General features: G+C 28.1%; 22 protein-coding genes and 1 riboswitch. Of the genes, 2 read left to right on the forward strand and 20 right to left on the reverse strand.

The features are described 5' to 3' along the window. Nucleotides 1–38 precede the first annotated feature (38 nt). From K0039_RS15980 to K0039_RS16015, 8 genes are all read right to left on the reverse strand, one after another. A complete protein-coding gene (locus tag K0039_RS15980) occupies nt 39–2,558 on the reverse strand; it encodes an ABC transporter permease (RefSeq protein ID WP_228106069.1) in 2,520 nt (839 codons plus the stop codon). Further along, entirely contained in the window at nt 2,558–3,232 is a 675-nt protein-coding gene (locus K0039_RS15985) for an ABC transporter ATP-binding protein (RefSeq protein ID WP_228106070.1), read from the reverse strand. The genes K0039_RS15980 and K0039_RS15985 overlap by 1 nt, the downstream gene beginning before the upstream one ends. An 80-nt stretch (nt 3,233–3,312) precedes the next feature. Continuing rightward, complete coding sequence (locus K0039_RS15990; protein WP_228106071.1) at nt 3,313–3,792, reverse strand: hypothetical protein; 480 nt, start codon at nt 3,790–3,792, stop codon at nt 3,313–3,315. 111 nt (nt 3,793–3,903) lie between these two features. Further along, nucleotides 3,904–5,391 carry a PH domain-containing protein gene (locus K0039_RS15995; RefSeq protein ID WP_228106072.1) on the reverse strand — a complete coding sequence of 496 codons (1,488 nt, stop codon included), beginning with the start codon at nt 5,389–5,391 and terminating at the stop codon, nt 3,904–3,906. A 14-nt stretch (nt 5,392–5,405) separates the two neighbouring features. Continuing rightward, nucleotides 5,406–5,897: a PH domain-containing protein gene (locus K0039_RS16000; protein ID WP_228106073.1), complete on the reverse strand. Its 492-nt coding sequence runs from the start codon at nt 5,895–5,897 to the stop codon at nt 5,406–5,408. Nucleotides 5,898–6,058: 161 nt separating this feature from the next. Beyond that, nucleotides 6,059–6,673 carry a uridine kinase gene (udk, locus tag K0039_RS16005; RefSeq protein WP_018592883.1) on the reverse strand — a complete coding sequence of 205 codons (615 nt, stop codon included), beginning with the start codon at nt 6,671–6,673 and terminating at the stop codon, nt 6,059–6,061. Between the two features lie 359 nt (nt 6,674–7,032). Continuing rightward, nucleotides 7,033–7,230, reverse strand: coding sequence for a hypothetical protein (locus tag K0039_RS16010; RefSeq protein ID WP_228106074.1), 198 nt, complete (start codon nt 7,228–7,230; stop codon nt 7,033–7,035). 553 nt (nt 7,231–7,783) lie between these two features. Continuing rightward, on the reverse strand, nt 7,784–8,383 hold the full coding sequence (locus tag K0039_RS16015) for a GNAT family N-acetyltransferase (protein WP_228106075.1): 600 nt from the start codon (nt 8,381–8,383) through the stop codon (nt 7,784–7,786). A 218-nt stretch (nt 8,384–8,601) separates the two neighbouring features. Here K0039_RS16015 and K0039_RS16020 point away from each other — a divergent pair, with 218 nt between their 5' ends. Continuing rightward, nucleotides 8,602–9,444: a CvfB family protein gene (locus K0039_RS16020; protein ID WP_228106076.1), complete on the forward strand. Its 843-nt coding sequence runs from the start codon at nt 8,602–8,604 to the stop codon at nt 9,442–9,444. Between the two features lie 112 nt (nt 9,445–9,556). Here the strand turns inward: K0039_RS16020 and K0039_RS16025 are convergent, their stop codons facing one another. The 11 genes from K0039_RS16025 to K0039_RS16075 form a co-directional block, all read right to left on the reverse strand. Next, nucleotides 9,557–10,654, reverse strand: a complete 1,098-nt coding sequence (locus K0039_RS16025; protein ID WP_228106077.1) for an NAD/NADP octopine/nopaline dehydrogenase family protein — start codon at nt 10,652–10,654, stop codon at nt 9,557–9,559. 531 nt (nt 10,655–11,185) lie between these two features. Then, nucleotides 11,186–11,707: a hypothetical protein gene (locus tag K0039_RS16030; protein ID WP_228106078.1), complete on the reverse strand. Its 522-nt coding sequence runs from the start codon at nt 11,705–11,707 to the stop codon at nt 11,186–11,188. 160 nt (nt 11,708–11,867) lie between these two features. Then, nucleotides 11,868–12,581, reverse strand: a complete 714-nt coding sequence (locus K0039_RS16035; protein ID WP_228106079.1) for a rhodanese-like domain-containing protein — start codon at nt 12,579–12,581, stop codon at nt 11,868–11,870. 293 nt (nt 12,582–12,874) lie between these two features. Further along, on the reverse strand, nt 12,875–13,363 hold the full coding sequence (locus K0039_RS16040; RefSeq protein WP_228106080.1) for a thiamine phosphate synthase: 489 nt from the start codon (nt 13,361–13,363) through the stop codon (nt 12,875–12,877). Further along, on the reverse strand, nt 13,363–14,466 hold the full coding sequence (thiH, locus tag K0039_RS16045; RefSeq protein WP_228106081.1) for a 2-iminoacetate synthase ThiH: 1,104 nt from the start codon (nt 14,464–14,466) through the stop codon (nt 13,363–13,365). The genes K0039_RS16040 and thiH overlap by 1 nt, the downstream gene beginning before the upstream one ends. Nucleotides 14,467–14,478: 12 nt before the next feature. Further along, entirely contained in the window at nt 14,479–15,249 is a 771-nt protein-coding gene (locus tag K0039_RS16050; protein ID WP_228106082.1) for a thiazole synthase, read from the reverse strand. A 13-nt stretch (nt 15,250–15,262) separates the two neighbouring features. Continuing rightward, the gene (gene thiF / locus K0039_RS16055; protein WP_334302541.1) at nt 15,263–16,069 is read right to left on the reverse strand and encodes a sulfur carrier protein ThiS adenylyltransferase ThiF; all 807 of its coding nucleotides are present in this window, start codon (nt 16,067–16,069) and stop codon (nt 15,263–15,265) included. Further along, complete coding sequence (gene thiS, locus K0039_RS16060; protein WP_228106084.1) at nt 16,062–16,256, reverse strand: sulfur carrier protein ThiS; 195 nt, start codon at nt 16,254–16,256, stop codon at nt 16,062–16,064. The genes thiF and thiS overlap by 8 nt, the downstream gene beginning before the upstream one ends. A 235-nt stretch (nt 16,257–16,491) precedes the next feature. Continuing rightward, nucleotides 16,492–16,592, reverse strand: a riboswitch (TPP riboswitch). A gap of 72 nt (nt 16,593–16,664) precedes the next feature. Next, the gene (locus tag K0039_RS16065; RefSeq protein ID WP_228106085.1) at nt 16,665–17,852 is read right to left on the reverse strand and encodes an NAD(P)-dependent malic enzyme; all 1,188 of its coding nucleotides are present in this window, start codon (nt 17,850–17,852) and stop codon (nt 16,665–16,667) included. 45 nt (nt 17,853–17,897) lie between these two features. Further along, nucleotides 17,898–18,452 carry a Fe-S-containing hydro-lyase gene (locus tag K0039_RS16070; RefSeq protein WP_228106086.1) on the reverse strand — a complete coding sequence of 185 codons (555 nt, stop codon included), beginning with the start codon at nt 18,450–18,452 and terminating at the stop codon, nt 17,898–17,900. A 10-nt stretch (nt 18,453–18,462) separates the two neighbouring features. Further along, nucleotides 18,463–19,302: a fumarate hydratase gene (locus tag K0039_RS16075; protein WP_228106087.1), complete on the reverse strand. Its 840-nt coding sequence runs from the start codon at nt 19,300–19,302 to the stop codon at nt 18,463–18,465. A gap of 250 nt (nt 19,303–19,552) precedes the next feature. On the opposite strand from K0039_RS16075, the gene K0039_RS16080 reads away from it, so the two are divergent. Continuing rightward, complete coding sequence (locus tag K0039_RS16080) at nt 19,553–20,371, forward strand: alpha/beta hydrolase (protein ID WP_228106088.1); 819 nt, start codon at nt 19,553–19,555, stop codon at nt 20,369–20,371. Between the two features lie 42 nt (nt 20,372–20,413). Here K0039_RS16080 and K0039_RS16085 read toward each other — a convergent pair whose 3' ends face one another. Then, nucleotides 20,414–21,313 (reverse strand): spore photoproduct lyase family protein, encoded by a 900-nt coding sequence (locus K0039_RS16085; protein WP_228106089.1) that lies wholly within the window; start codon nt 21,311–21,313, stop codon nt 20,414–20,416. Between the last annotated feature and the right edge of the window lie 68 nt (nt 21,314–21,381).

Consider the following 21,381-nt stretch of genomic DNA (forward strand, 5'->3'; position numbering starts at 1 on the left):
GTGGTAGATTTTTCATACCTACCACTATTACTTATTTTCTAATTTTCTATTTCTCTTAATCTTTCTGTTACACTTGCTTTACTACTGTATTTATAAACTATACTTGGAGTTATTAAGCATACAGCGAATATTAATGTAACTAGGGAAACTAAAGGTATAGTAGGAAATACAAATTCTGCATAATCAACAATTTTTTTAGTAAGCTCTGCAATATAATACACTACTCCCATACCTAAAGTACATGTGATTAAAGTAGTTATTCCTGCGTAATATGCACCTTCTAAAGTTAACATATTTATAATTTGTTTCTTAGTCATACCTATACTTTCCATTATTGCAAGTTCTTTTAATCTTACATTTACATTGGTAACCATTACGTTAATGAAATTTAATAGACCTATAAGTATTAAAATTATGGCAATTCCCCCACCTACTAAATTCATCATCATTGAACTTTTTTCAAAATCATTCATAGTATCCGTTTTAGATGTAAGATAGAATCGATTTTTACTAGCTAGTGTTTTTAGTTTACTTTTTACTGAACTATCGTAGCTATCTTTCACATCAACATATACTAAATAATTTCTAGTATCTTTAGTCAATTTATTTAGAGTAGAAGAACTAACATATATTACTGGTATACCTGTTTGATCTGAATGTATAGGCAAAATTGCATTTTCATTCGGCATTAGCTCTATATTAAAGTCCTTAGATTTATTTTCTTTAGAATTTCTAAAAGTTATTTTTTCTTTTGAGAAATCTAATTTTGCTTCATCATTGTAATAGAATCCATCAATTAGAACCAAGTCTCCTTTTTTAAAAGCTTCTATATCTATTTTTTTATTAATTGCTTTGTTATATCTTTCTATAGTTTTATCTTCTAATCCAACTACCATTGGCACTAATTTGCTAGGATCTTTTTCTATATTCTTTAAATACTGGTCTAATTCTTCTAAATCTCCACCATGCATGCTATATCCTCCTTCTAGAGCAGGCATAAGCACTTTCTCATTCATGTCCATTTGTATAAATGAAGATACTAGAACTTCTACGGAATTAACACCTTTTATATTTTTGACTTCCTCTATAACTTTATTATCTAAGGTTGAATTATCATCATAATAATTTTGCATTTCAAAATCATTAGGTAAATATCTATTAGCATAATTTTCTAAACTAATACTATTCATAAAAGTGTTTACACTTAAATATGTCATGATTCCCATAAATAAAGATATAAATACTAATATAGCACGTTTTTTATCTCTAAAAACATTGTACCAAGCCATTTTATAAAGTTTCCCACCCTTAGTAGAGTTTCTATTTTTCTTTTCTTTTTTTGATTTTTTGCCACTAAATTTCATAGCTTCTATTGGTGAAATATTACTGGCAATTTTAGCAGGTTTTTTACAACTTATTAATATTGTAATTAGTGCAAATAATATAGTCCCTAGAAAAACTAGCGGAGTAAAATATATTTCGCTTGGCATCATAGATGCATAGTAAGTTCCACTACTCATTCCTTCAATAGCAGATGGCACAATTAAATAAGAAACTAATACTGATAAAGCTACTCCTATTGGTATACCTATAACTGCTAATCTAAGACCTTGTCCTCTTACTATTTTTTTAATTTGTTTTGGTGATGTTCCTATAGTTTTAAGTAATCCATAGAATTGAATATTTTTAGTAACTGCTATATATAAAATGTTGTAAATAAGTAAATAACCACTAAATACTATAAATCCACCTATAATAGATACAATACTTATGGATGCAAGTAAGATACCCTCTGAATCTTGTTCCACATCATAGTTATACTCAAATTTCTGATTTTTCTTTAAAGATACTTCTTTTTCTAAAAGCTCTGGTGCCTTAGCTTTTCCATTTTTTTGTAAAGTAATTAATAATTGTCCATTTTTCTCTAAGGTTAAATTGTTATCTTTTATAAAAGATTCTGATACAAATATATCTCCACTATCTTGGATATAAGCATAAGAAGTAAAGTATCCACTTATCACAAACTCCTTTTCTGACACTTTCCCATTTATATCACAAGGAATTTTTATTTTATCTCCTATTTTAGCATCTTCTTTATTTAAAAATTTTAATGATATTTTAGATATCATAATTTCATTTTCTTTAGTAGGATAATCTCCTTTTATATCACTTATGCAAGGACTTAGCTGTTTTTCCCAGTTTGTTTTATCTAAATACTTAAGTGATATAGTAGTTTTACTTTTACTTAACTCTTTTGAACTTACAACACCTGCATTTATTTCCTTTCCAATATTTTTAGCCACATTTAAATCTATAATTTCTTTAATCTGTTTATCTGTTGGATTTGGTAAAAAAGTACTTGCTGTTGTTCCTTGATCTCTTAAATTCATTATGGCATAGTTTTTTGCAAAACTTATGCCTAAAGTAAATACAGAAGAAATCATAAAAGTAGTTAAAATAATTGCTACTATTACGAAAATATTTCTAGTCTTATTAGATTTAAGAGATGATTTTGTAATTCTTTTTATTATATTTGTATTGTTGTTTTCTATTTTCATTATTTATCACCTCTCGCCACCTTGCCATCTTCAATTCTTATAACTCTATCTGCTAATTGTGCTATTTCTTCGTTGTGAGTTATCATTACCATTGTTTGATTGAATTTTTGGCTAGTCATTTTAAGAAGACCTATTACATCCATTCCTGTTTTACTATCAAGATTTCCAGTAGGTTCATCTGCTAAAATTATAGCTGGTTTGGTAGCTAAGGCTCTTGCTATTGCCACACGTTGCTGTTGTCCACCTGATAAGTTATTTGGCATATTTGTAAGTTTATCACTTAATCCTAAAGTTTTTATTATGGAATCTACGTACTCTGTATCTATTTTCACACCATCTAATTCTATGGGAAGAACTATATTTTCATAAACATTTAGTATAGGTACTAAATTGTAATTTTGAAAAATAAAACCTATATTTCTTCTTCTAAAAATAGTTACTTCTTCATCATTCATTTCACTTAATTTTTTATTACTTATAATTACGTCTCCTTCAGTTAACTTATCTAAACCACCTAACATATTTAACAGTGTAGATTTTCCACTTCCTGATGTCCCAATTATAGCAACAAACTCTCCCTCATTTATTTCGATATTTACATGATCTAAGGCTCTTACTATATTTGGTTCCTGACCATATATCTTAACTAAATTTATTCCTTCTAATATACTCATTTCATCCACCTCTTTATTTATTTTTATAATTTATATATTAATAATCACTTATTACAATATCCTGACATAAATATAAATATTTAATTTATAGGTATATCCACAATTGATTTATAAACATTTATAGCTTCGTCTAATGATTTTGCTGGAGCTGAAATTATATAATTGCCTTTATAAATGCAAATTTTATCTAAATCTTTCGAAAAACTAATTTCATAATCAGATATAAGCTCATCTTTTTCTTTTGTTAGTATTCCTTGCATAATTCCATCTTTTGCTACACTAGAGGCTCTCACATAATATCTTTTACCTCCTATGCTCACAGTACCTTTTAACTCCTTGCTAAATTGCAAATATCTATATATGAAGTGTGTATCAGATAAAGTACCTTTAATTTTTATATCTACATTGTCTACCAGTCTATTATCTTCAACCATAATAGCATTCTTAAAATATTTATCAATCTTAGTTACTTTTTTATGATAATTAATGTATAAGTTAAAACAGAGAAAAATTGATATTAATATTAATAAGACCACAATGATTTTGTTTTTTATTCTCATAGCTATTTACCTCCGTATAAATTTTATACTTATATAATATCTTTTACTTCTGACAAACTTCTGACAGAAAAAAAGAGTTACAACACAAAATTTGTGTTATAACTCCTTTTATTAATTAAATAAAATTTTCTCTTTCAATTTTTCAAATAAACTAATGTTATAGTATCCCAAAGTCCTTATATTATTGCCAAAACTAGCTAGAATATGAAGTTCACCACTACACAGCCCTAACTTACTACTTACAGGTCCTTCTTTAACATCCATATACTGAACCTTTTCATATTTTATAATACTAATTTTTTTAGCAAAAATACCCCAGGACATAGCCATATTGTCATCGCCCATATAAAATCCACGAGTTATATAGATCATATAATAAAATAATACTGAAATTAAAAATATTACAAAATCAATTCCCACAAATATTAATGGTGAAAGGCCTGTATCAAACTTGTAAATACAATATAAAATCACAGAAGAAAATATTGTTCCAAGTATAATATCAATAATTTTTATTATATGATGATTTTTAGATTCTCTTTCTAAATTTAAGTATTCCTCTAAATTTAACTCTGGAAGCAAAATTTTCATATTTTTTATAAAATCTTCTTTATTGCTAGATAGTAAAATTTGGGAGCCTTCAGAATCATCATCTCCTACACCAATAGTTACTATATCACTTTGATATCTCTTAAATACCCTAGATATGTAAGATTGTTTAACATTTAAAGCATTAATCCTGTTTATTGGCACAGCAAACTTTTTTATTTTTAATAATCCATAGCTTATGTAAAGCTTGTCTTCTTCACGTTTAATTGAGAAATTGTAATATCTAATTAAATCACCAAAAAATAGCTGAAAAACAGAAAAACAAGAAGTAATTAATACTATACCCAATGCAAAAAAGCTTTTAGCACCATCAAACTTTACTGAAACAAATACTGCAAATCCTATCATGGCTAAGTTAAATATAAAACCAAATAGTGATAAATTGTAAAAACAATGCTTAAGCACATCATTTACAGAATAAACTATATCATATTCTATATTTTCATCATCAAAATATACTTCATCTCCTAATGAGTTTCTATTTATATTGTTTTCATCACTCTGTACATTCTTTAATTTTTCATTATTCATAAGATATAAAACTCTATTTTTAAAATTATAAGCATGCTTTTTGGAAAGTACAATTTCTATATCTGTTGAATTGGCTGTAGATAAGCTATCTGTATCAATTTTTATTTTATAAGTTCCGATTATTCTTTCAAAAATATTTTGCTCTAAATTTACATTTGATATATTTTTAATTCCAAATGTATTCTCCTTAGAATTAATTGTATTTCTTTGAATAACTATTGTATTTTCTTCTATGGTTATAAAAGTTTTTTTCCAAACCATAATATTGTAAATTAAAATTAGAGTTAAAACTCCCAGAATAATTCCTAAAATTAATAAGTTTCCTCTGCTAAATCCTTCTTTTGCCATTTCTTCCAAATCATCTAAGTTTCTAAAAAATATAAAAAACAATGCTATAATAACTCCGCCTGTTTTTTCAACAATAATACTTGGATGACACCTAAACTTTTCTTCACTCATAAATGTCACCACCCTTATAATAAATCGTCTAGTTTCTCTAATCTTGATTCTATAGCTACTTCATTTATTTTTTTCTTAAGGGTATCTGCTATAAACTCAGACTTTTCATCTTCTAAAAATTTAATTGTAACATCTCCACCAGCTGTAGTAACAATTACTTTTGACAGTTTAAATACTCTATCAATAGGGCCTTTTTCTATAGCTATTTTATGAAGTCTTTCTATGGGAACTATACTTCTTTCTATAAAGATAAATCCTTCTTTAACATCAATGGCATCTTCTGTAATAGAATATCTATATCTTTCGTATCTTATTTTTGGTGATACTATTAAATATAAAAAATCTAATAAGACTAAACCTATCATAATATTTACAACAATTTGTGGAAAGTGATGCCCAAATATAAACCAAATCACAAATAGAATACTACTACTAACTAAAAATTGTACTAATGAGGCTACAAACATACAACTTATAGATTTTTTATTTAATTTTTCATATTTCATTTAATTTCCCCCTTTCAAAATAAATTAAATATTGTAAAGTTATTAACTCATTTTTTATTATATTATAAATGGTAAATAATTCCCATAAAGTTATGATTACAATTTGTTAAGGAACTATAAAAAAGCAGCTTATTAAATTCATAATAAACTGCTTTTAGTAATTATCCTAATATTAATTTTAGATGTTCTTGTAAGATATGTATACCTGTAGTATTCTCTCCACCTCTTGGTATTATTATATCCGCATGTTTTTTAGAAGGCTCTACAAATTGCTCATGCATTGGTTTTACAGTATTAACATATTGTGATAATACTGACTCAACGCTTCTTCCTCTTTCTTTTGTATCTCTTAGTATACGGCGCATTAAACGTTCATCTGCATCTGTATCAACAAATACCTTTATATCCATAAGGTCTCTAAGTTCTGGATCTTCAAATATTAATATTCCTTCTACTATAATAACTTTTTTAGGGTGAGCAAGCACTGTTTCTTTAGCTCTAGTATGTTTAGTGTAATCATAAACAGGAACTTCTATTTCATTTCCTGCTTTTAATTTTTTTATGTCTTCTATCATTCTTTTTGTTTCAAAAGATGATGGATGATCGTAGTTTAAATTTTTTCTTTCTTCAAGAGTTTTATCATCATTTGCTTTGTAGTAGCTGTCATGGCAAATTAACTCTATATCATCCTTAAAAAACTCTTTAATGTAATTTACTATAGTTGATTTTCCTGATGCAGTTCCACCTGCTATACCAACAACACTCACTTGTTTCATATTATCTTCCACCTACTCATATATTTTTACACTTACTTTTACCCAACCGTAAAAGTCCGTTAATTATCTATATCTGAAATATTTTATCATATTTTTATGGATAATTAACATGGGAAAAATAACCATATGATTTTAATTATACAAATAACTCCATCCTATTTATGTTATGTATCTTATAAATTTTTATCAAATCATTTTAACATTTTTAGCTTTATCTGTGTATTAATAGTTATTATTTCAACTCATTATAACATAATAGTATAATATTTTACCATTTTTTTACACATAAACAAATATTTGTAATAATTCATAAATACTAAAAAAACTACTGGAATTATTTCTCCAGTAGTTTTTTTATATTAAAATTTGTCATTACTATAATGTACTTCTTCATAAGAAGGTAATTTAAAATTTCCTTCTTTCTTAATTTTTTTACTTACTTTTTCATTCTCATCTTCTAGTAAATCACTTAATTCTTCAAAATTGCTTGCATGATTAACAAAATTGTTTATATCACTTTCATGGAGTTCTTTTCTACTTTGATTTACTTTTCGCATTTTTGCCTCCTTTTTTCTTCTACAAATTATAGATTTATTATAGATTTCCACATGCACATATTTTTATTACTAATAAAACCAAGAAGTCATTTCCAAAATTTAAATTTTTTATTTTTTTGTATCAATTCTTTAAGTATAATTTTTTTTATCATTGAAGGATTTTTACAAATATAATAGAAATTATATTTATATCAAAATACTAATCACAGCTCCCCCAAATAGCTGTGATAATACAATACATCTTTTTGAATTTCCCTAAAAAGAGTTGCTTTAAAAATGGTTAAATTTAACCATTTAACAACTCTTATGTATGAATAAAAAATTTGCTTCGCTTGAACGACGTGTCGGCGAAGCATTTCATTTCGCCAATGAGATGCCTTCGTTACCACTTTAAGCCACTGTGTGGATGACATGAAGTTTCAGGCAACTCCATTGCTCAAGTCAAGTGGTTAGAAATTAAAAAAAGCTATCTTTTTGCAATGATTATCATATCATTCATCAAGATAGCTTTATTTTTATATATCTTTTTTTAAACCGATTGGTGTCCATATTATTACCCTTTTATTATATCCCCATTTTTATTTAATATATTATCCACTAATTCCTTATCTAAATCCCATATTGATACAGGGTTTTTTACATCATGTTTAAATTCCTGCAATACCTTATTCATCCAAATTACATCCATCCATTTATCATGTTTATGCACTGAGTTTGGAAAAATACTCATTACTTTAAATCCATACTTTTCATGGAATTTTATGCTTTTTTCATTTATAGATAATATACAAGCATATATATTGTAATACCCCTGTGCCTCTAATAATTCTAATAAACTTTCATATAGGGCAGATGCTAATCTTCTTCCATGATATTTCTCATCAGCATATACGGAAACTTCTGCATTCCATTTGTATCCTTCTCTTTTAAATGGTTTTCCTGCATATGCATAAGCTACAACTACATTATCTATTTCACATACTAACCAGGGAAATTCTTTAGTTACTAAATCAAATCTTTCTTCTAATTCCTTCATGGTCGGTACTCTATGCTCCGAGTTTACAACAATATCTTCTTGTTCAACATAAGGTCTATATATTTCTTGTATTCTCGCTAAATCTTCTACTGTTGCTAGGCGTATCTTCTTGCTCACTATCTTCCTCCTTAATTATTGTTGTTGGCATAGTAAAATATAGTCCACAAGTAATTTTATAATACAATTGAAGGTTAATGCAATATTTATTTTATTTTTTTACTATGGTTAGAATAATTTTTTTAAATTCTTATAAGTTTTAAGTATAATTAAGGCTAAATATGTTATTATATTTAATTATGATATATATATTACAAACATAATAAGGAGATGAAAATTTGATTAAATTAGGACAGTATAACAAGCTTAAAGTTAAAAGAAAAGCTGAATTTGGATATTTTTTAGATGCTGAAACTGGACATACTAGCGATGATGTACTTCTTCACAATAGACTACTTAATAAAAATAAAATTGAAGTTGGTGACGAAGTAGAGGTATTTATATACAAAGACTCTGAAGGAAGACTTTCTGCTACTATGGAATACCCAAAAGCTCAGATTGGAGAAATAGCTTATTTAAATGTAGTAGCTCACACAAAAATAGGAAGTTTTGTGGATATTGGTCTTCCAAAAGATATCTTAGTTCCTTTTAAAGCACAAAAATACGAAATGACTAAAGGAAATAGATATTTATTCTATATCTACGAAGATAAAACTGGTAGACTTGCTGCTACTACTGATATATTCCCTTACTTATCTGTGGAGCATTCATATAAAGTTGGTGACAGTGTTGATGGTATAGTTTACGGATTCCAAACTAACAATTCTGCAACTATATGTGTAGACAATAAGTATGATGGAGTTATATTAAAGAACGAATACTTTACAGAACTTAACATAGGAGACAAGTTAGAGGATCTTAAAGTTATTAAGATTTATGAAGATGGAAGACTTGGACTTACTCCTAGAGGAGAAAGAAAAGTCGAGTTGGATATGTTAGAATTAGCTATAATGAACTATATGGAAGGAAATGACGGATTTATGAGATTTAATGATAAATCTTCTCCAGAAGAAATAACTACTGTATTTAATTCAAGTAAGAAAAACTTCAAAAGAGCTTTAGGCGTTCTTATGAAAAAAGGATTAGTAATACAAAATGAAGAAGGAACTTACCTAAAGTAAACTTAATGAAATTAAGTTTATTTTAACAAAAACAAACGAGGAGTAATAGCTATTCTATTACTCCTCTTTTAATTATCCATGTTAATATCCCTTTTATTTTATTAAAAATTTATTATATGTTGGCTAAAATATCCTCTTTATTCTTTAAATGTCCAAGACCTATGCTATATAAAGTTAATCCTTCTTTATAAAAATCTCTTCCTATTAATGTTCCACCTAGAACTATTATAGAATCAATATTAGGCGTAGGTACGTTTAAAACTTTTCCTAGATCAGACCAAAGTACAAGACCTGTTGATATATCTTCTACCATATATCTTCCTTCTACACTTGCTGGACCTTTTATATGTTGGAAAACTGGACTTGTATTAAAAAGCTCATGCAAAGGTTTATCTTCATTTGCAAAGTAACCTCTATTTATACGAGCCTGTTTAGTATCTTCTAATTGAATATCTAAAGCTTTTGCCACAGCTTCTCTTTCATTTTCTACTGCTTTAACTATATTTACTGTATGTTCAGTTATACCTTCTTTATATAGCCAAAACTCTCCCTTAGTGTAATCAATTCTTCCTGCATTTAATAAAGTCGGTCCTGGATGAACTAAAGGATTTGGGTTTTCTAAATTCACTACAATTACATTATCTGCTTTTACAAAACAATCATATATTTGTACACAGGCATTGAATACTTCGTCTGTGTTGCATGATGGATAAGCTGCTAAATAAACTTTTCCTGCTTTTAAAGAAATATCTACTCTTCCTTCATTCACATATGCTCTTGTAGCATATGTTAAAGAATTAGTTTCTCCAATTTTAAAGTCTTTTTCTATTCCCATTTCTCTTGCTTTTTTTATAAATCTAACAGACGCCATGGCTGGTGCAGAGTTTATTAAAATTATTTGATCTTCCTTAACTACTGGAGCAAGTATTTCTGCAAAATACTCTATTCCCATTCCTGGTACTGTTATCATAATAATTTGACAACCTTCAATTGATTTTTCTAAGTCATCAGTTATTAAATTAATTTTTTCTACTGATTTATTACCTTTGTACTCCATAGCTATTTCATTATTTCTTTTAATAAATTGCAAGTCTTTACAAAATCTTTGCGACTCAAATATATTTACTAAAAATCCCTTTTGAGTTAAATCTGCTGCTGCAGTAATTCCTCCATTTCCTCCACCTAATATTGCTACTTTTTCTACTTTCATATAATATGATTTCCCCCTTCGTGTTTTGTTGTGATTTATAATACATAAAAATAATTTTATGAATTTTGCATAATTATTATAAAATACTTCATAATATATAGTAATTCTACATAAATTAGGCAAGTTTTTGCCATGCCTTATACTTGTTACTTTATTCTTTTTTAAAAAAGAAGTGCTATACTTATTATTCCCATAGCACTTCTTTTTACATTTTCTATTATTAAAATATTAGTAATCAAACCTTACTAACTATTCATATTGCTTCTTTCTAACTTTTAAAACATATATAATCAAACTAAAAAATCTATTTTAAGTAAAGTTCTATGACTGACACTTTCTTTGAAGTTGGTACTTTGAATATTTTACTACAATCCCTCTTCTACTTACATTTGCAATTTTGTTTTAATTCATTTATTAGGTATCTATTATTAATTTACTCAAAAAATAACCTATTAAGGTATTTTAATAGGTTATTCTTCATAATATTTTATATAATAACTCATTTTTCAAAAAATTTCAATAACGTAAATTTCAAAATTTTTTAAACCATTTTGTTATATCCTCCATGGTCTTAATATCAATGGAGTCATCAACAATAAAAAATATGCTGCTATTAGTATTTCCTACAAAATCTATATAATAACTATCCACTTTAATATTATTTAAATAAAAATTGCATGATTGATATCTACAACCATTAGAGTAAACATTACTATTGCCATATGGAGATACAAATATTTTTTCAATTGAAAGAACATCTTCTAAATAATAGTTGTCCAAGAAGTATCCTGATTCTGACTGATTTTTCTCTAAAGAGTAATCTTGAACAGAGTGCTGGATAAAGTAAACTTTACAACCTTCATTTTCTATAGGCATATTTGCAAAATAGAGCAACCCATCCTTTGTTTTTCCACAATACCAATTTTCCGGAACCTTAGCTATGCCTATATTGGGTATTTCAACCTCTTTATATCCATCATATCTATAATGTTCATTTACAAAAAATAAAAATACTATAGATATTATTACCATAAAAATACCGCTCTTTTTCATTTGATTCGCTCCTTTATTTGTAATACTAAGTATATTTATACAAATTAAATAAATATCCTTTTAAATCATTGTAAAAATAAAGTGACTTTATCTCCTATATTTCACGGTTTAAAAAAAGACTAAATTATCTATTAATTTAGTCTTTTCAAAATTATGTATATTATTTTAATTTAAATTCATATTCTTTTACACCATCTATTGAGTTAATAATATTTGTGTATCCATCTTTTTCTAAAATTTGTGATGCTTCAGAAGTTCTTGTTCCTGTATTGCAATATAATAATATTTCTTGATCTTTATTTTTTAATTCTTTTTTAGCTTTTGCTTCAAATTCATCTATTGGTATATTCACTGCATTTTCTAATGAGCTTTTTTCAAAATCTTTAGCATCTCTAAGATCTAGTATAACAGTATCTTTGTCTCCTGTTGCTAATTTTTCAAATTCACTTCCAGTCACGTTATTATATTTAACTGTATCATAATCATATTCTTCCATGCCATCTTCTGCATTGTATACTTTAGTGAACCCTTTATCAACTAACATTTGTCCTGCTTTACCACTTTTATTTCCTGTATTGCATATTAGCACTATTGTTTGATCTTTATAGCCTTCTAACTCACTTATTTTCCCCTCAAAATCTTCAAATGGTATGTTTATAGCATTAGCTAAATGTCCTTTTTCGTATGCGTCAGCACCTCTTACGTCTATTACTAATGTTTCTTTAGTTTCATTTGCTAATTCTACTGTTTTTGCTGAGTCTATTTTGTTATATGTTTTTTCGCTCTCCTTTGAAGAACACCCTATTGCAGAGCTTAATGTCACAACTAATAACATCCCCAATGATAAAACTTTAAATTTTTTGTTTAATTTCATGATTATCCCTCCAGTTAAATTCCATATTATAATTTACTATAATATATTTTAATAATTAAACTTTTTAATCCGTTTTATTATAACAAATTCGACTCATTTAGGTAAATTAATATAGAAATAATCAATAATTTACAATTATATATAATTTTTTTCTATAAGTTATAACATTTATATTTTATATTCCTTTATTTTTAGTTCTGCATTTTTGCATGTAAATAAAGTGCTCATAATAGCAAAATCATCTGCATACTTTAAAACTTCTTTAACATTTTCAGGCAATATACCGCCTAGTGCTACGATTTTAATATCAGTGATTTTTTCCCTTCTTTCAAAAGATTTATTCCTTTAGGTTTTAAATTTTCCTTACACTTAGTTTCGTATATATGCGATAAGGTTATATAGCCTACTTTTATATTGTTCTCTTTAATAATTTTTTCTAGTTTGTTAATCTCACTTGTATTGTGAAGGGACAAGCCTAAAATTTTATTATCTTCAAAAATAAATCCTTCCTTAACAAGTTGTACAAATATTTCAAAAGGCAAATGAATACCACTAAAATTAAGTTTTTTATATAAGTTTATATTACTATTAATAATTAAATTAAACTTATCATGTAAGTAACTTGTTTTACTTACAATCTTATTGTACAGATCAGTTAGCTCCTTATCATTCATATCTTTTTCTCTTAGAATAACATTCTCTACTCCGCTACTTACAGCATCTTCAATAACCGACAAGTAATTATTTTCATCACATAAATGTCTATTTGTTATCAGATACATTAAAATCTCACCCAATCTTTAAATACATATTGATATCCAATTGATTTCAGCATACTAGCTACTTCTTCTATGCTATTGTCATCATTAGTTTTAAATTGAGCTGTATTTTCTTCTCCTTGAGAATGTCCGCCAACATCTGTTGATACTGCTGCACTTAATTTTGTAACACCAATGGGCATTAAATGCTTTCTCATGTCTAAAGTTTCTCTACTCGATACATTTAATGCTGCATGAGGATCGAACAACCTCATAACAGTTAAAATTTGAAACTCTGTAACATCGTCCACCTCTAATACATCTTCAAAGCTTCCTTTAAAAGGTCTTATTCTAGGAGCAGAATATGATAGCTCTATATGTGGATATTTTGTTTTTAAATACTCTCCATGTAAGATTGAGAAAAATGCGTCTTTCCTAAAATCACTAAGACCAAGTAATGCTCCTATGGATAAGGATCTCATACCAGCAATAGCCCCTCTTTCTGGTGCATCTAATCTAAATCTATAATTGGCTTTAGGTCCTTTTATATGCACTTTCTTATAAACTTTCTCATCATAAGTTTCTTGATATATAGTTAGTGAATCTGCACCTTTATAAACTAAGTGTGTATATCCTTCCACGTCCATAGGATAAACTTCTATAGCTATTGATGGAAATTTTTTAGATAAAATTCCCACAGCATCACCTATATATTCAATGCTTGATTTTGTTTCACTTTCTCCAGTTAAAACAATAATATGTTTAAAACCTTTAGCTGCAACACAGTCTCCTTCTTTTTCTATTTCTTCTAAAGACAATTTTTTTCTTTTTATTCCACTATGACAATTATAACCACAATAAACACAGTGATTTTCACAGTAATTTGCAATATAAATAGGAGTGTATAAAGTGGCAGTTTTCCCACAGTATTGTAATGCTAGCTTACTAGCCTTTTGAGCCATTACTTCTAAATGCTTTCTTGCTATAGGTGAAAGCAAATTAAGTAAATCTTTGTGATCTAGCTTATCCTTCGATAAACTTCTTAGTACATCATTATCACTTACTTGATCAAAATATCCATCAAAATCAAAATCTTTATATTTTTCAATTACATCATAAAAACTCATTTTATATACCTCCTATAAGTTCCCTAAAAAACCAGTAAGAGGAGAAGATGCATTAGCAAATTCTGATACAAATCCAGTTTTTGCAAGGAGTGCAGCGCGACCACCCTCTACTGCCATTTTAAATGCTTTTCCCATAGCTATAGGATCACCTGCTGATGATATAGCTGTATTTACTAAAACCGCTGCAGCTCCCATTTCCATGGCCTCCATAGCTTGTGATGGCTTACCTATTCCTGCATCAACGATAATAGGGATATCCAACTCTTCTATCATTATTCTTATCATCTCTTTCATTTTAAGACCTCTATTTGAACCAATAGGCGCTCCTAGTGGCATAACTGCTGCAGCCCCAGCTTCTATTAATCTTCTACCTGCATATAAATCTGGACTCATATAAGGAAGTACTACAAATCCTTCATCCGCAAGAATTTTAGTTGCTTTTATTGTTTCTTCATTGTCTGGTAATAAGTATCTAGTGTCTGATATTACTTCTATTTTTATAAAATCTCCACATCCCATTTTACGAGATATTCTTGCTATTCTTACAGCTTCTTCAGCTGTTGTTGCTCCTGATGTGTTTGGAAGAATTGTCATATTTTTAGGTACATATGTAAGAATATTTTCATTAGAATTATCTAAATCTACCCTTCTTAGTGCCATTGTTATTATTTCACTGCCACTCTCCTCTATTACTTTTGGAAGTATTTCATTCGATCCATATTTTCCTGTACCAATTAAAAGTCTGCTATCAAATTCATGTCCACCTAATATCAATTTATCCATTAATTTATCCCCCCTAAATATAATCTATAAGTATTTTACTTGCTAAATTAGCCATATGATTTGCACAAATAGCCACACGAGGTGCCATTAACCCCTCACCTTCTTTTGCTTCATGTACAAAATCACCACATATATAAAATTTTTCTCTTATTTTCTTTGTTACAATAATATTTGAGTCATAATATCCTGCCATGCCAGAAGATGCTATTAAATATTTTTCTCTCATATGAAGTAAAACAAAATTGCTTATTTCAGCTTTACAATTTGGATCATCAAAAGCTTCAATTATTATATCTACTTCATGTAAAAAATTTATATTTTCTTTAGTAATATAAGAATTATGTATTTCAACATCTATGAAAGGATTAATTTTATCTAAGTGTTCTTTCATTGCTTCTGTTTTGTACTTTCCAATATCATCAATAAAATATTGCTGTCTATTTAGATTGGAAGGTTCTACAACATCATAATCAACTAAAATTAACTTACCTACACCTATTCTAGCTAGAGAGATGGCTATATTAGAACCTAGGCCACCAAGGCCCAAAATAGCTATCTTTCCTACTTTTAATTTCTCATATACTTTTGGTGTATGCCTTGCAATCATAAGACTTTCTAGTTCATTCATAGATGGTTTCTTTCCTTTTTCTATTAAAGTTACTCTATCATTTTCTTTTAATATTTCATCTTTTTTAATAGGAAATCCATTCAAGACTACAACATCACTACACTTATTAAAAATATCTTTAATTTTAAAAACACTTATATCTTTCTCCACTTCTCTTTCTATTTCATTAACAAATATTTTCAAATCAACCACCACCAATAAAGCTAATAATTTCTATTGCATCATGCTCTTTTAATACATAGGTCTCATATTTATCATTTTCTACTATTTCTAAATTTATCTCTACAGCAACTCTATCTTTGTTTAAGTTGTAATCATTTAATAAATCTAATACAGTTTTATTATTTTGGAATTCTACTACTTTTCCATTTACCTTCATCGTTACACCTCCTCACTTTTTTATTTCAATAAAAAATTCGCTTCGCCTAAGCGTCAGCGTCAGCGAAATACTTCATGTAGCAAACGGCTTCGCCCGTTGCTCAAGTCACAAAGTTGAAAATTATATGTTATCCAAAGAATAGATAACATATAATTTCCTTACAATAAAAAAAGCCTTACCCGTAGGTAAAGCTTGTAGTAATCACATATCATATGTAAAAAATTACATATTTCATCATATAACACTCTACTCTTTCCTACGCTGGTATTATCCAGATCAGGTATAAGGGTTAATGTTTCCATCTCTCAGCCTTTTAGGGCACCCCTAGGTAAAACTTTTCAATTTACTTTAATTGTAGTACTTAGATTTCATTTTTTCAAATCAAAATATTTTTATGCTTATACTAATTTATATTTCTATTCTTGCCACACCTGTTTTTATAGCAGCTTCTCTTACTGCTTTTGCCACATTTTCTACTACATTTTTATTGAACGCATCTGGAAGTACATAATCTGTAGTTAACTCTTCGTAACTAACTACATTTGCTATGGCATAAGCTGCTGCAACTTTCATTTCTTCATTTATCTCTCTTGCTCTAACATCTAAAGCTCCTCTAAAAATTCCAGGGAAAGCAAGAACATTGTTCACTTGGTTAGGGAAATCTGAACGACCAGTACCTACTATAAATGCCCCTCCTGCTTTAGCTTCATCTGGGAATATTTCTGGAGTTGGGTTTGCCATAGCAAATACTATTGGTTTGTCTGACATCGTTTCTACCATTTTCTTTGTAACCATGTTTGGTCCAGAAACTCCTATAAATACATCTTTATTTTTTATAATTTCTACTAAAGTTCCTTCTTCATTGTATTTATTAGTAACTCCTAACATTTCTTTTTGTGCCCAGTTTATATTTTCTGAGTTTTTGCTTATAGCACCTTTTCTGTCACATAAAACTACATTTTTTACATTTAAGTTAAGTAACATTTTAGCTATTGCCATACCTGCTGATCCTGCGCCGTTTATAACTATTTCCAAGTCCTCAATTTTCTTTCCTGCTAATTTAGCTGCATTTAAGATTCCTGCAGAAACAATTATTGCTGTACCATGTTGATCATCATGGAATACTGGAATATCTAATTCTTCTTTCAATCTATTTTCTATTTCTATACATCTAGGAGAATTTATATCTTCTAAGTTAATTCCACCAAATACAGGCTCTAATAATTTCACTGTTTTTACTATATCATCAATATCCATAGTGTTTATACATATTGGAAAAGCATCTACTCCACCAAATTCTTTAAATAATATTGATTTACCTTCCATTACAGGGATTGAAGCAGCAGCACCTATATTTCCAAGACCTAAAACTGCAGTTCCATCACTAACTACTGCCACCATATTACTTTTACAAGTATATTTATAAACATCTTCTGGATTTTCTTTTATTTTTAAACAAGGCTCTGCAACACCTGGAGTATATGCAGTAGATAAATCATCTTTGCATTTTACTTCAATCTTACTTTGTATGCTAACCTTTCCTCCATGATTTTCGTGCATTTCTAATGCTAATTGCGCAAAATTTTTATTACTCATTTTACTTCTCCTTTATAACATTTGACAAATTATTAGTTTTTAAATTTATTGTGACTCTTTTGCAAACATTGCTCTTCCTTTTTCATATATATTGTTGCCATAAGAGTCTATAGCAACAATTAATTGCAAGTCTTCAACTTCTAATCTTCTCACTGCTTCTGGTCCTAAATCTTCATAATCTATTACTTCACATTTTTTAATGGCATGAGAAATATATGCTCCAGCTCCACCAATAGCTGCCAAATATACAGCCTTATTTTTTATCATAGAATTTACTACTTCTTCACTTCTTTTCCCTTTACCAATCATAACTTTTAGCCCTCGCTCTAATAAAGGTACTGTTAAGTCATCCATTCTATAACTTGTAGTTGGTCCAGCTGAACCAATTATTTGATTATCCTTACTAGGTGATGGCCCCACATAGTAAATTCCTGCTCCATTTACATCAAATGGTAATTCTTCTTTATTATATATTGCATTTATCATTCTTTTGTGGGCTGCATCTCTACCAGTATAAATCACACCACTAAGTTTAACAACATCTCCACAAACTAATTTTTCTATATCTTCATTTTTAAAAGGTGCTTTTAACTCTATCATATTTTCCCTCCTATATAATAACTTGCTTATGTCTAGCAGAGTGACAATTTATATTAACTACAACAGGAAGCCCTGCTATGTGTGTTGGGAAAGTTTCAATATTTACAGCAAGAGCCGTAGTATTTCCTCCAAGACCTTGAGGCCCTATTCCTAAATCATTTATTTTTTTAATCATTTCTTTTTCTAAGTCTGCTATCATCTCATCTTCACTATGCGTTCCAATATCCCTAAATAAAGCTTTTTTAGAAATTTGAGCACATTTGTCTACTGTACCACCAATTCCCACCCCCACAACTATAGGTGGACATGGATTAGGTCCAGCTTCACTTACAGTTTTCACTATAAATTCTTTAACTCCCTCAATTCCATCAGAAGGTTTTAACATTTTTAATTGACTCATATTTTCACTTCCAAAACCTTTAGGTGCATATTGAATTTTTATTTTATCTCCCTTCACCATTTCATAGTGAATTATGGCAGGAGTATTGTCTTTTGTATTTATTCTAGTTATTGGACTTACTACAGATTTTCTAAGATATCCTTCTGTATAACCTTCACTTACACCTTTATTAATAGCATCTGTTAAGGTATCTCCCTTTATCATAACTTCTTGGCCAATTTCAACAAAAAATACTGCCATTCCTGTATCTTGGCAAAGAGGTATATGTGTTTCTTTAGCTATTTGAGCATTTTCTATTAAAATACTTAATATATCTTTTCCTAAAACACTTTTTTCTTTTTCTAAATTTTCCTTAAAGGATTTTATTACATCATCTCCAAGGTATATATTTCCTTCAATACAAAGTTTCTTAACCTCTTTAGTTATTACTTTTGAATCAATTTCTCTCAAACGAACATACCTCCCAAACAATCTCATAATTATTCGTGTTTACATTTTAACTGTACCACTTTTTTTCAATATAAACAATATTTTAAAGTATAATTTTTATGGTAATTATGTTTATATATAAATTGTATCAGTTATAAAAAAATAAATCACAACTTTTAAAAAAGGATTTTCGCTCCTCTATATAGAATAACTATATATGTCAGTCCTATGCTTTTTTAGGATTCATTATAAAACTTGGGGAGTGAAATATATGAGTGTTGCAACAGTAGATTTTTGGGTTAAATCATTTGATAATACTTATTTAAAATGCGCAAAAGACTTAGTAAATAGTCCTAAAGCTACTATCTTAATCCTACATGGATTAGCAGAGCACTATAGAAGATATGATTATATCACTAGAAAATTTATTTCAGATAATTTTAATGTATATAGATATGACCACAGAGGGCACGGAGATTCTGATGGAAAAAGAGGATATGTTGATGATGCCCATACCTTCGCAAAAGATCTAAAAATTGTTATTGATGTAGTTAAAGAAGAAAACCCAAATCTTCCTTTATTTATTTTAGGTCAAGGCATGGGAGGACAAATAATGAGTATTCTAGGCGGACAATATGATAACCTAGCAGATGGTATGATATTTTGTAGCCCTTTAATTTGTGATTATGGTAATTATACAAAATGTAATTCTGATGAATATGATAGTGATTTTGACTTTGTTTCTGTTGGAAGTATTCATAATCTAAGCCACGATTACGATTTTATTCAATCTTATGATGAAGACGAATTAGTTTTAAAACAAGTTACTGTAGGTCTTTATCACGCGTTGAAAAAAAGCTGTTCACATATTCTTGAATATTTATATAAATTTAAATATCCTTGCTTAATACTTCATGGCTCAATGGATGCAGTAACAGATTGTGAAGATAGTAGGTTTTTATTTAATAATATAATTTCTACAGATAAGGAAATTAGGATTTTGAATGGTTTGTATCATAAGCTTTTGGATGAATTAATCAAAGATGATATAATCGCTGAAATAAGTAGATGGATAGAAAATAGAATATAGTTAATTTAGGAGGGTTAAAATTATTCAGCTCTCCTTTTTTAATTAAATAATATATTTAATCTCTGCATCTGGAAAAATTTCTTCTATATTTTCTGTAAAAATTTTTTTCATATAAGCTAAATTTTCCTTTGGATAAACAAACTTTCCATAGCCAAATTGGCCATATTTATAAGTTCTATCATCATCTTTCATTGGCAAAATATTATCTGGAAAAACTTCATTTATAATATTTTTTGCTCTTGTTGTATATCTGTGAGATATTACTTCAAAAGTAATTGGATGCTCTAAATTATTAGGTATTTTTTCATTTAAATAAATTAATAAGTTTCTATAATCTTCTATAACTTTTATTGTATTAATAGCAAATCTTGCTTCTGTTTTTCCTCTATGTTCAATATCTAATAATGTGTCTACATCGTCAAACTTTGTCACAAATCTAAATCTTCCATATTCGCTTTTTGCAAAAAATTCAATTGCTCTTTTTAAAGAATGTGTATATGGTTCAACAGGTATAGGATCAGATGTGCCTGAACCTTCAAATATTGTAATCTTAGGCTTTCTTTCATCCATATATCCTTTTGATCTATCTAAGATATCATCAATATTTACATTAACCTTTATATAAGGTTTATCACCTAAGTTTGTGTTCAGATAACAGTATTGGCAATTCCCCAGACAACCACTAAATAAAGGTAATTGCCAATGAGCAGATGGTTTACAACTTTGAAATTTATAGCCCTTTTTAACTCCTACAACTAAAGTGTTTTTCCCTTCTTTGTAAAAATCTCTAATATTATCTCCCGGTATATGTTCTTTATCTTTATTATTAGTTAAATTTATTATTTCTGTTTTTTCTTTGTTTTTAAATTCTTGATAAATATTTTTTCCTATTTCATAGTTTAGGGCACCTTTTTCAAATATAATTCTTTGAGGAACAAACATTACTTCACCTTCCTTTGATTCTATTTTTCCAAATTAATACTTAAAAATTCAAGGACAAATTGGAATTA

The sequence above is a fragment of the Terrisporobacter mayombei genome, from assembly GCF_020748465.1.
GTDB classification, from domain to species: Bacteria; Bacillota; Clostridia; order Peptostreptococcales; family Peptostreptococcaceae; genus Terrisporobacter; species Terrisporobacter mayombei.

What these genes read in the sequence shown, in the direction of transcription:
- thiH (WP_228106081.1), bottom strand. Translation starts at nt 14,466, where the DNA reads ATGAGTTTTTATGATGTAATTGAAAAATATAAAGATTTTGATTTTGAT.
- udk (WP_018592883.1), bottom strand. Translation starts at nt 6,673, where the DNA reads ATGAAACAAGTGAGTGTTGTTGGTATAGCAGGTGGAACTGCATCAGGA.
- K0039_RS16035 (WP_228106079.1), bottom strand. Translation starts at nt 12,581, where the DNA reads ATGAAATTAAACAAAAAATTTAAAGTTTTATCATTGGGGATGTTATTA.
- K0039_RS16065 (WP_228106085.1), bottom strand. Translation starts at nt 17,852, where the DNA reads ATGAGTAATAAAAATTTTGCGCAATTAGCATTAGAAATGCACGAAAAT.
- K0039_RS16040 (WP_228106080.1), bottom strand. Translation starts at nt 13,363, where the DNA reads ATGTATCTGATAACAAATAGACATTTATGTGATGAAAATAATTACTTG.
- K0039_RS15980 (WP_228106069.1), bottom strand. Translation starts at nt 2,558, where the DNA reads ATGAAAATAGAAAACAACAATACAAATATAATAAAAAGAATTACAAAA.
- K0039_RS16070 (WP_228106086.1), bottom strand. Translation starts at nt 18,452, where the DNA reads ATGATAGAGTTAAAAGCACCTTTTAAAAATGAAGATATAGAAAAATTA.
- thiS (WP_228106084.1), bottom strand. Translation starts at nt 16,256, where the DNA reads ATGAAGGTAAATGGAAAAGTAGTAGAATTCCAAAATAATAAAACTGTA.
- K0039_RS15990 (WP_228106071.1), bottom strand. Translation starts at nt 3,792, where the DNA reads ATGAGAATAAAAAACAAAATCATTGTGGTCTTATTAATATTAATATCA.
- K0039_RS16025 (WP_228106077.1), bottom strand. Translation starts at nt 10,654, where the DNA reads ATGAAAGTAGAAAAAGTAGCAATATTAGGTGGAGGAAATGGAGGAATT.
- K0039_RS15995 (WP_228106072.1), bottom strand. Translation starts at nt 5,391, where the DNA reads ATGAGTGAAGAAAAGTTTAGGTGTCATCCAAGTATTATTGTTGAAAAA.
- K0039_RS16050 (WP_228106082.1), bottom strand. Translation starts at nt 15,249, where the DNA reads ATGGATAAATTGATATTAGGTGGACATGAATTTGATAGCAGACTTTTA.
- K0039_RS16010 (WP_228106074.1), bottom strand. Translation starts at nt 7,230, where the DNA reads ATGCGAAAAGTAAATCAAAGTAGAAAAGAACTCCATGAAAGTGATATA.
- K0039_RS16085 (WP_228106089.1), bottom strand. Translation starts at nt 21,313, where the DNA reads ATGTTTGTTCCTCAAAGAATTATATTTGAAAAAGGTGCCCTAAACTAT.
- K0039_RS15985 (WP_228106070.1), bottom strand. Translation starts at nt 3,232, where the DNA reads ATGAGTATATTAGAAGGAATAAATTTAGTTAAGATATATGGTCAGGAA.
- K0039_RS16000 (WP_228106073.1), bottom strand. Translation starts at nt 5,897, where the DNA reads ATGAAATATGAAAAATTAAATAAAAAATCTATAAGTTGTATGTTTGTA.
- K0039_RS16030 (WP_228106078.1), bottom strand. Translation starts at nt 11,707, where the DNA reads ATGAAAAAGAGCGGTATTTTTATGGTAATAATATCTATAGTATTTTTA.
- K0039_RS16080 (WP_228106088.1), top strand. Translation starts at nt 19,553, where the DNA reads ATGAGTGTTGCAACAGTAGATTTTTGGGTTAAATCATTTGATAATACT.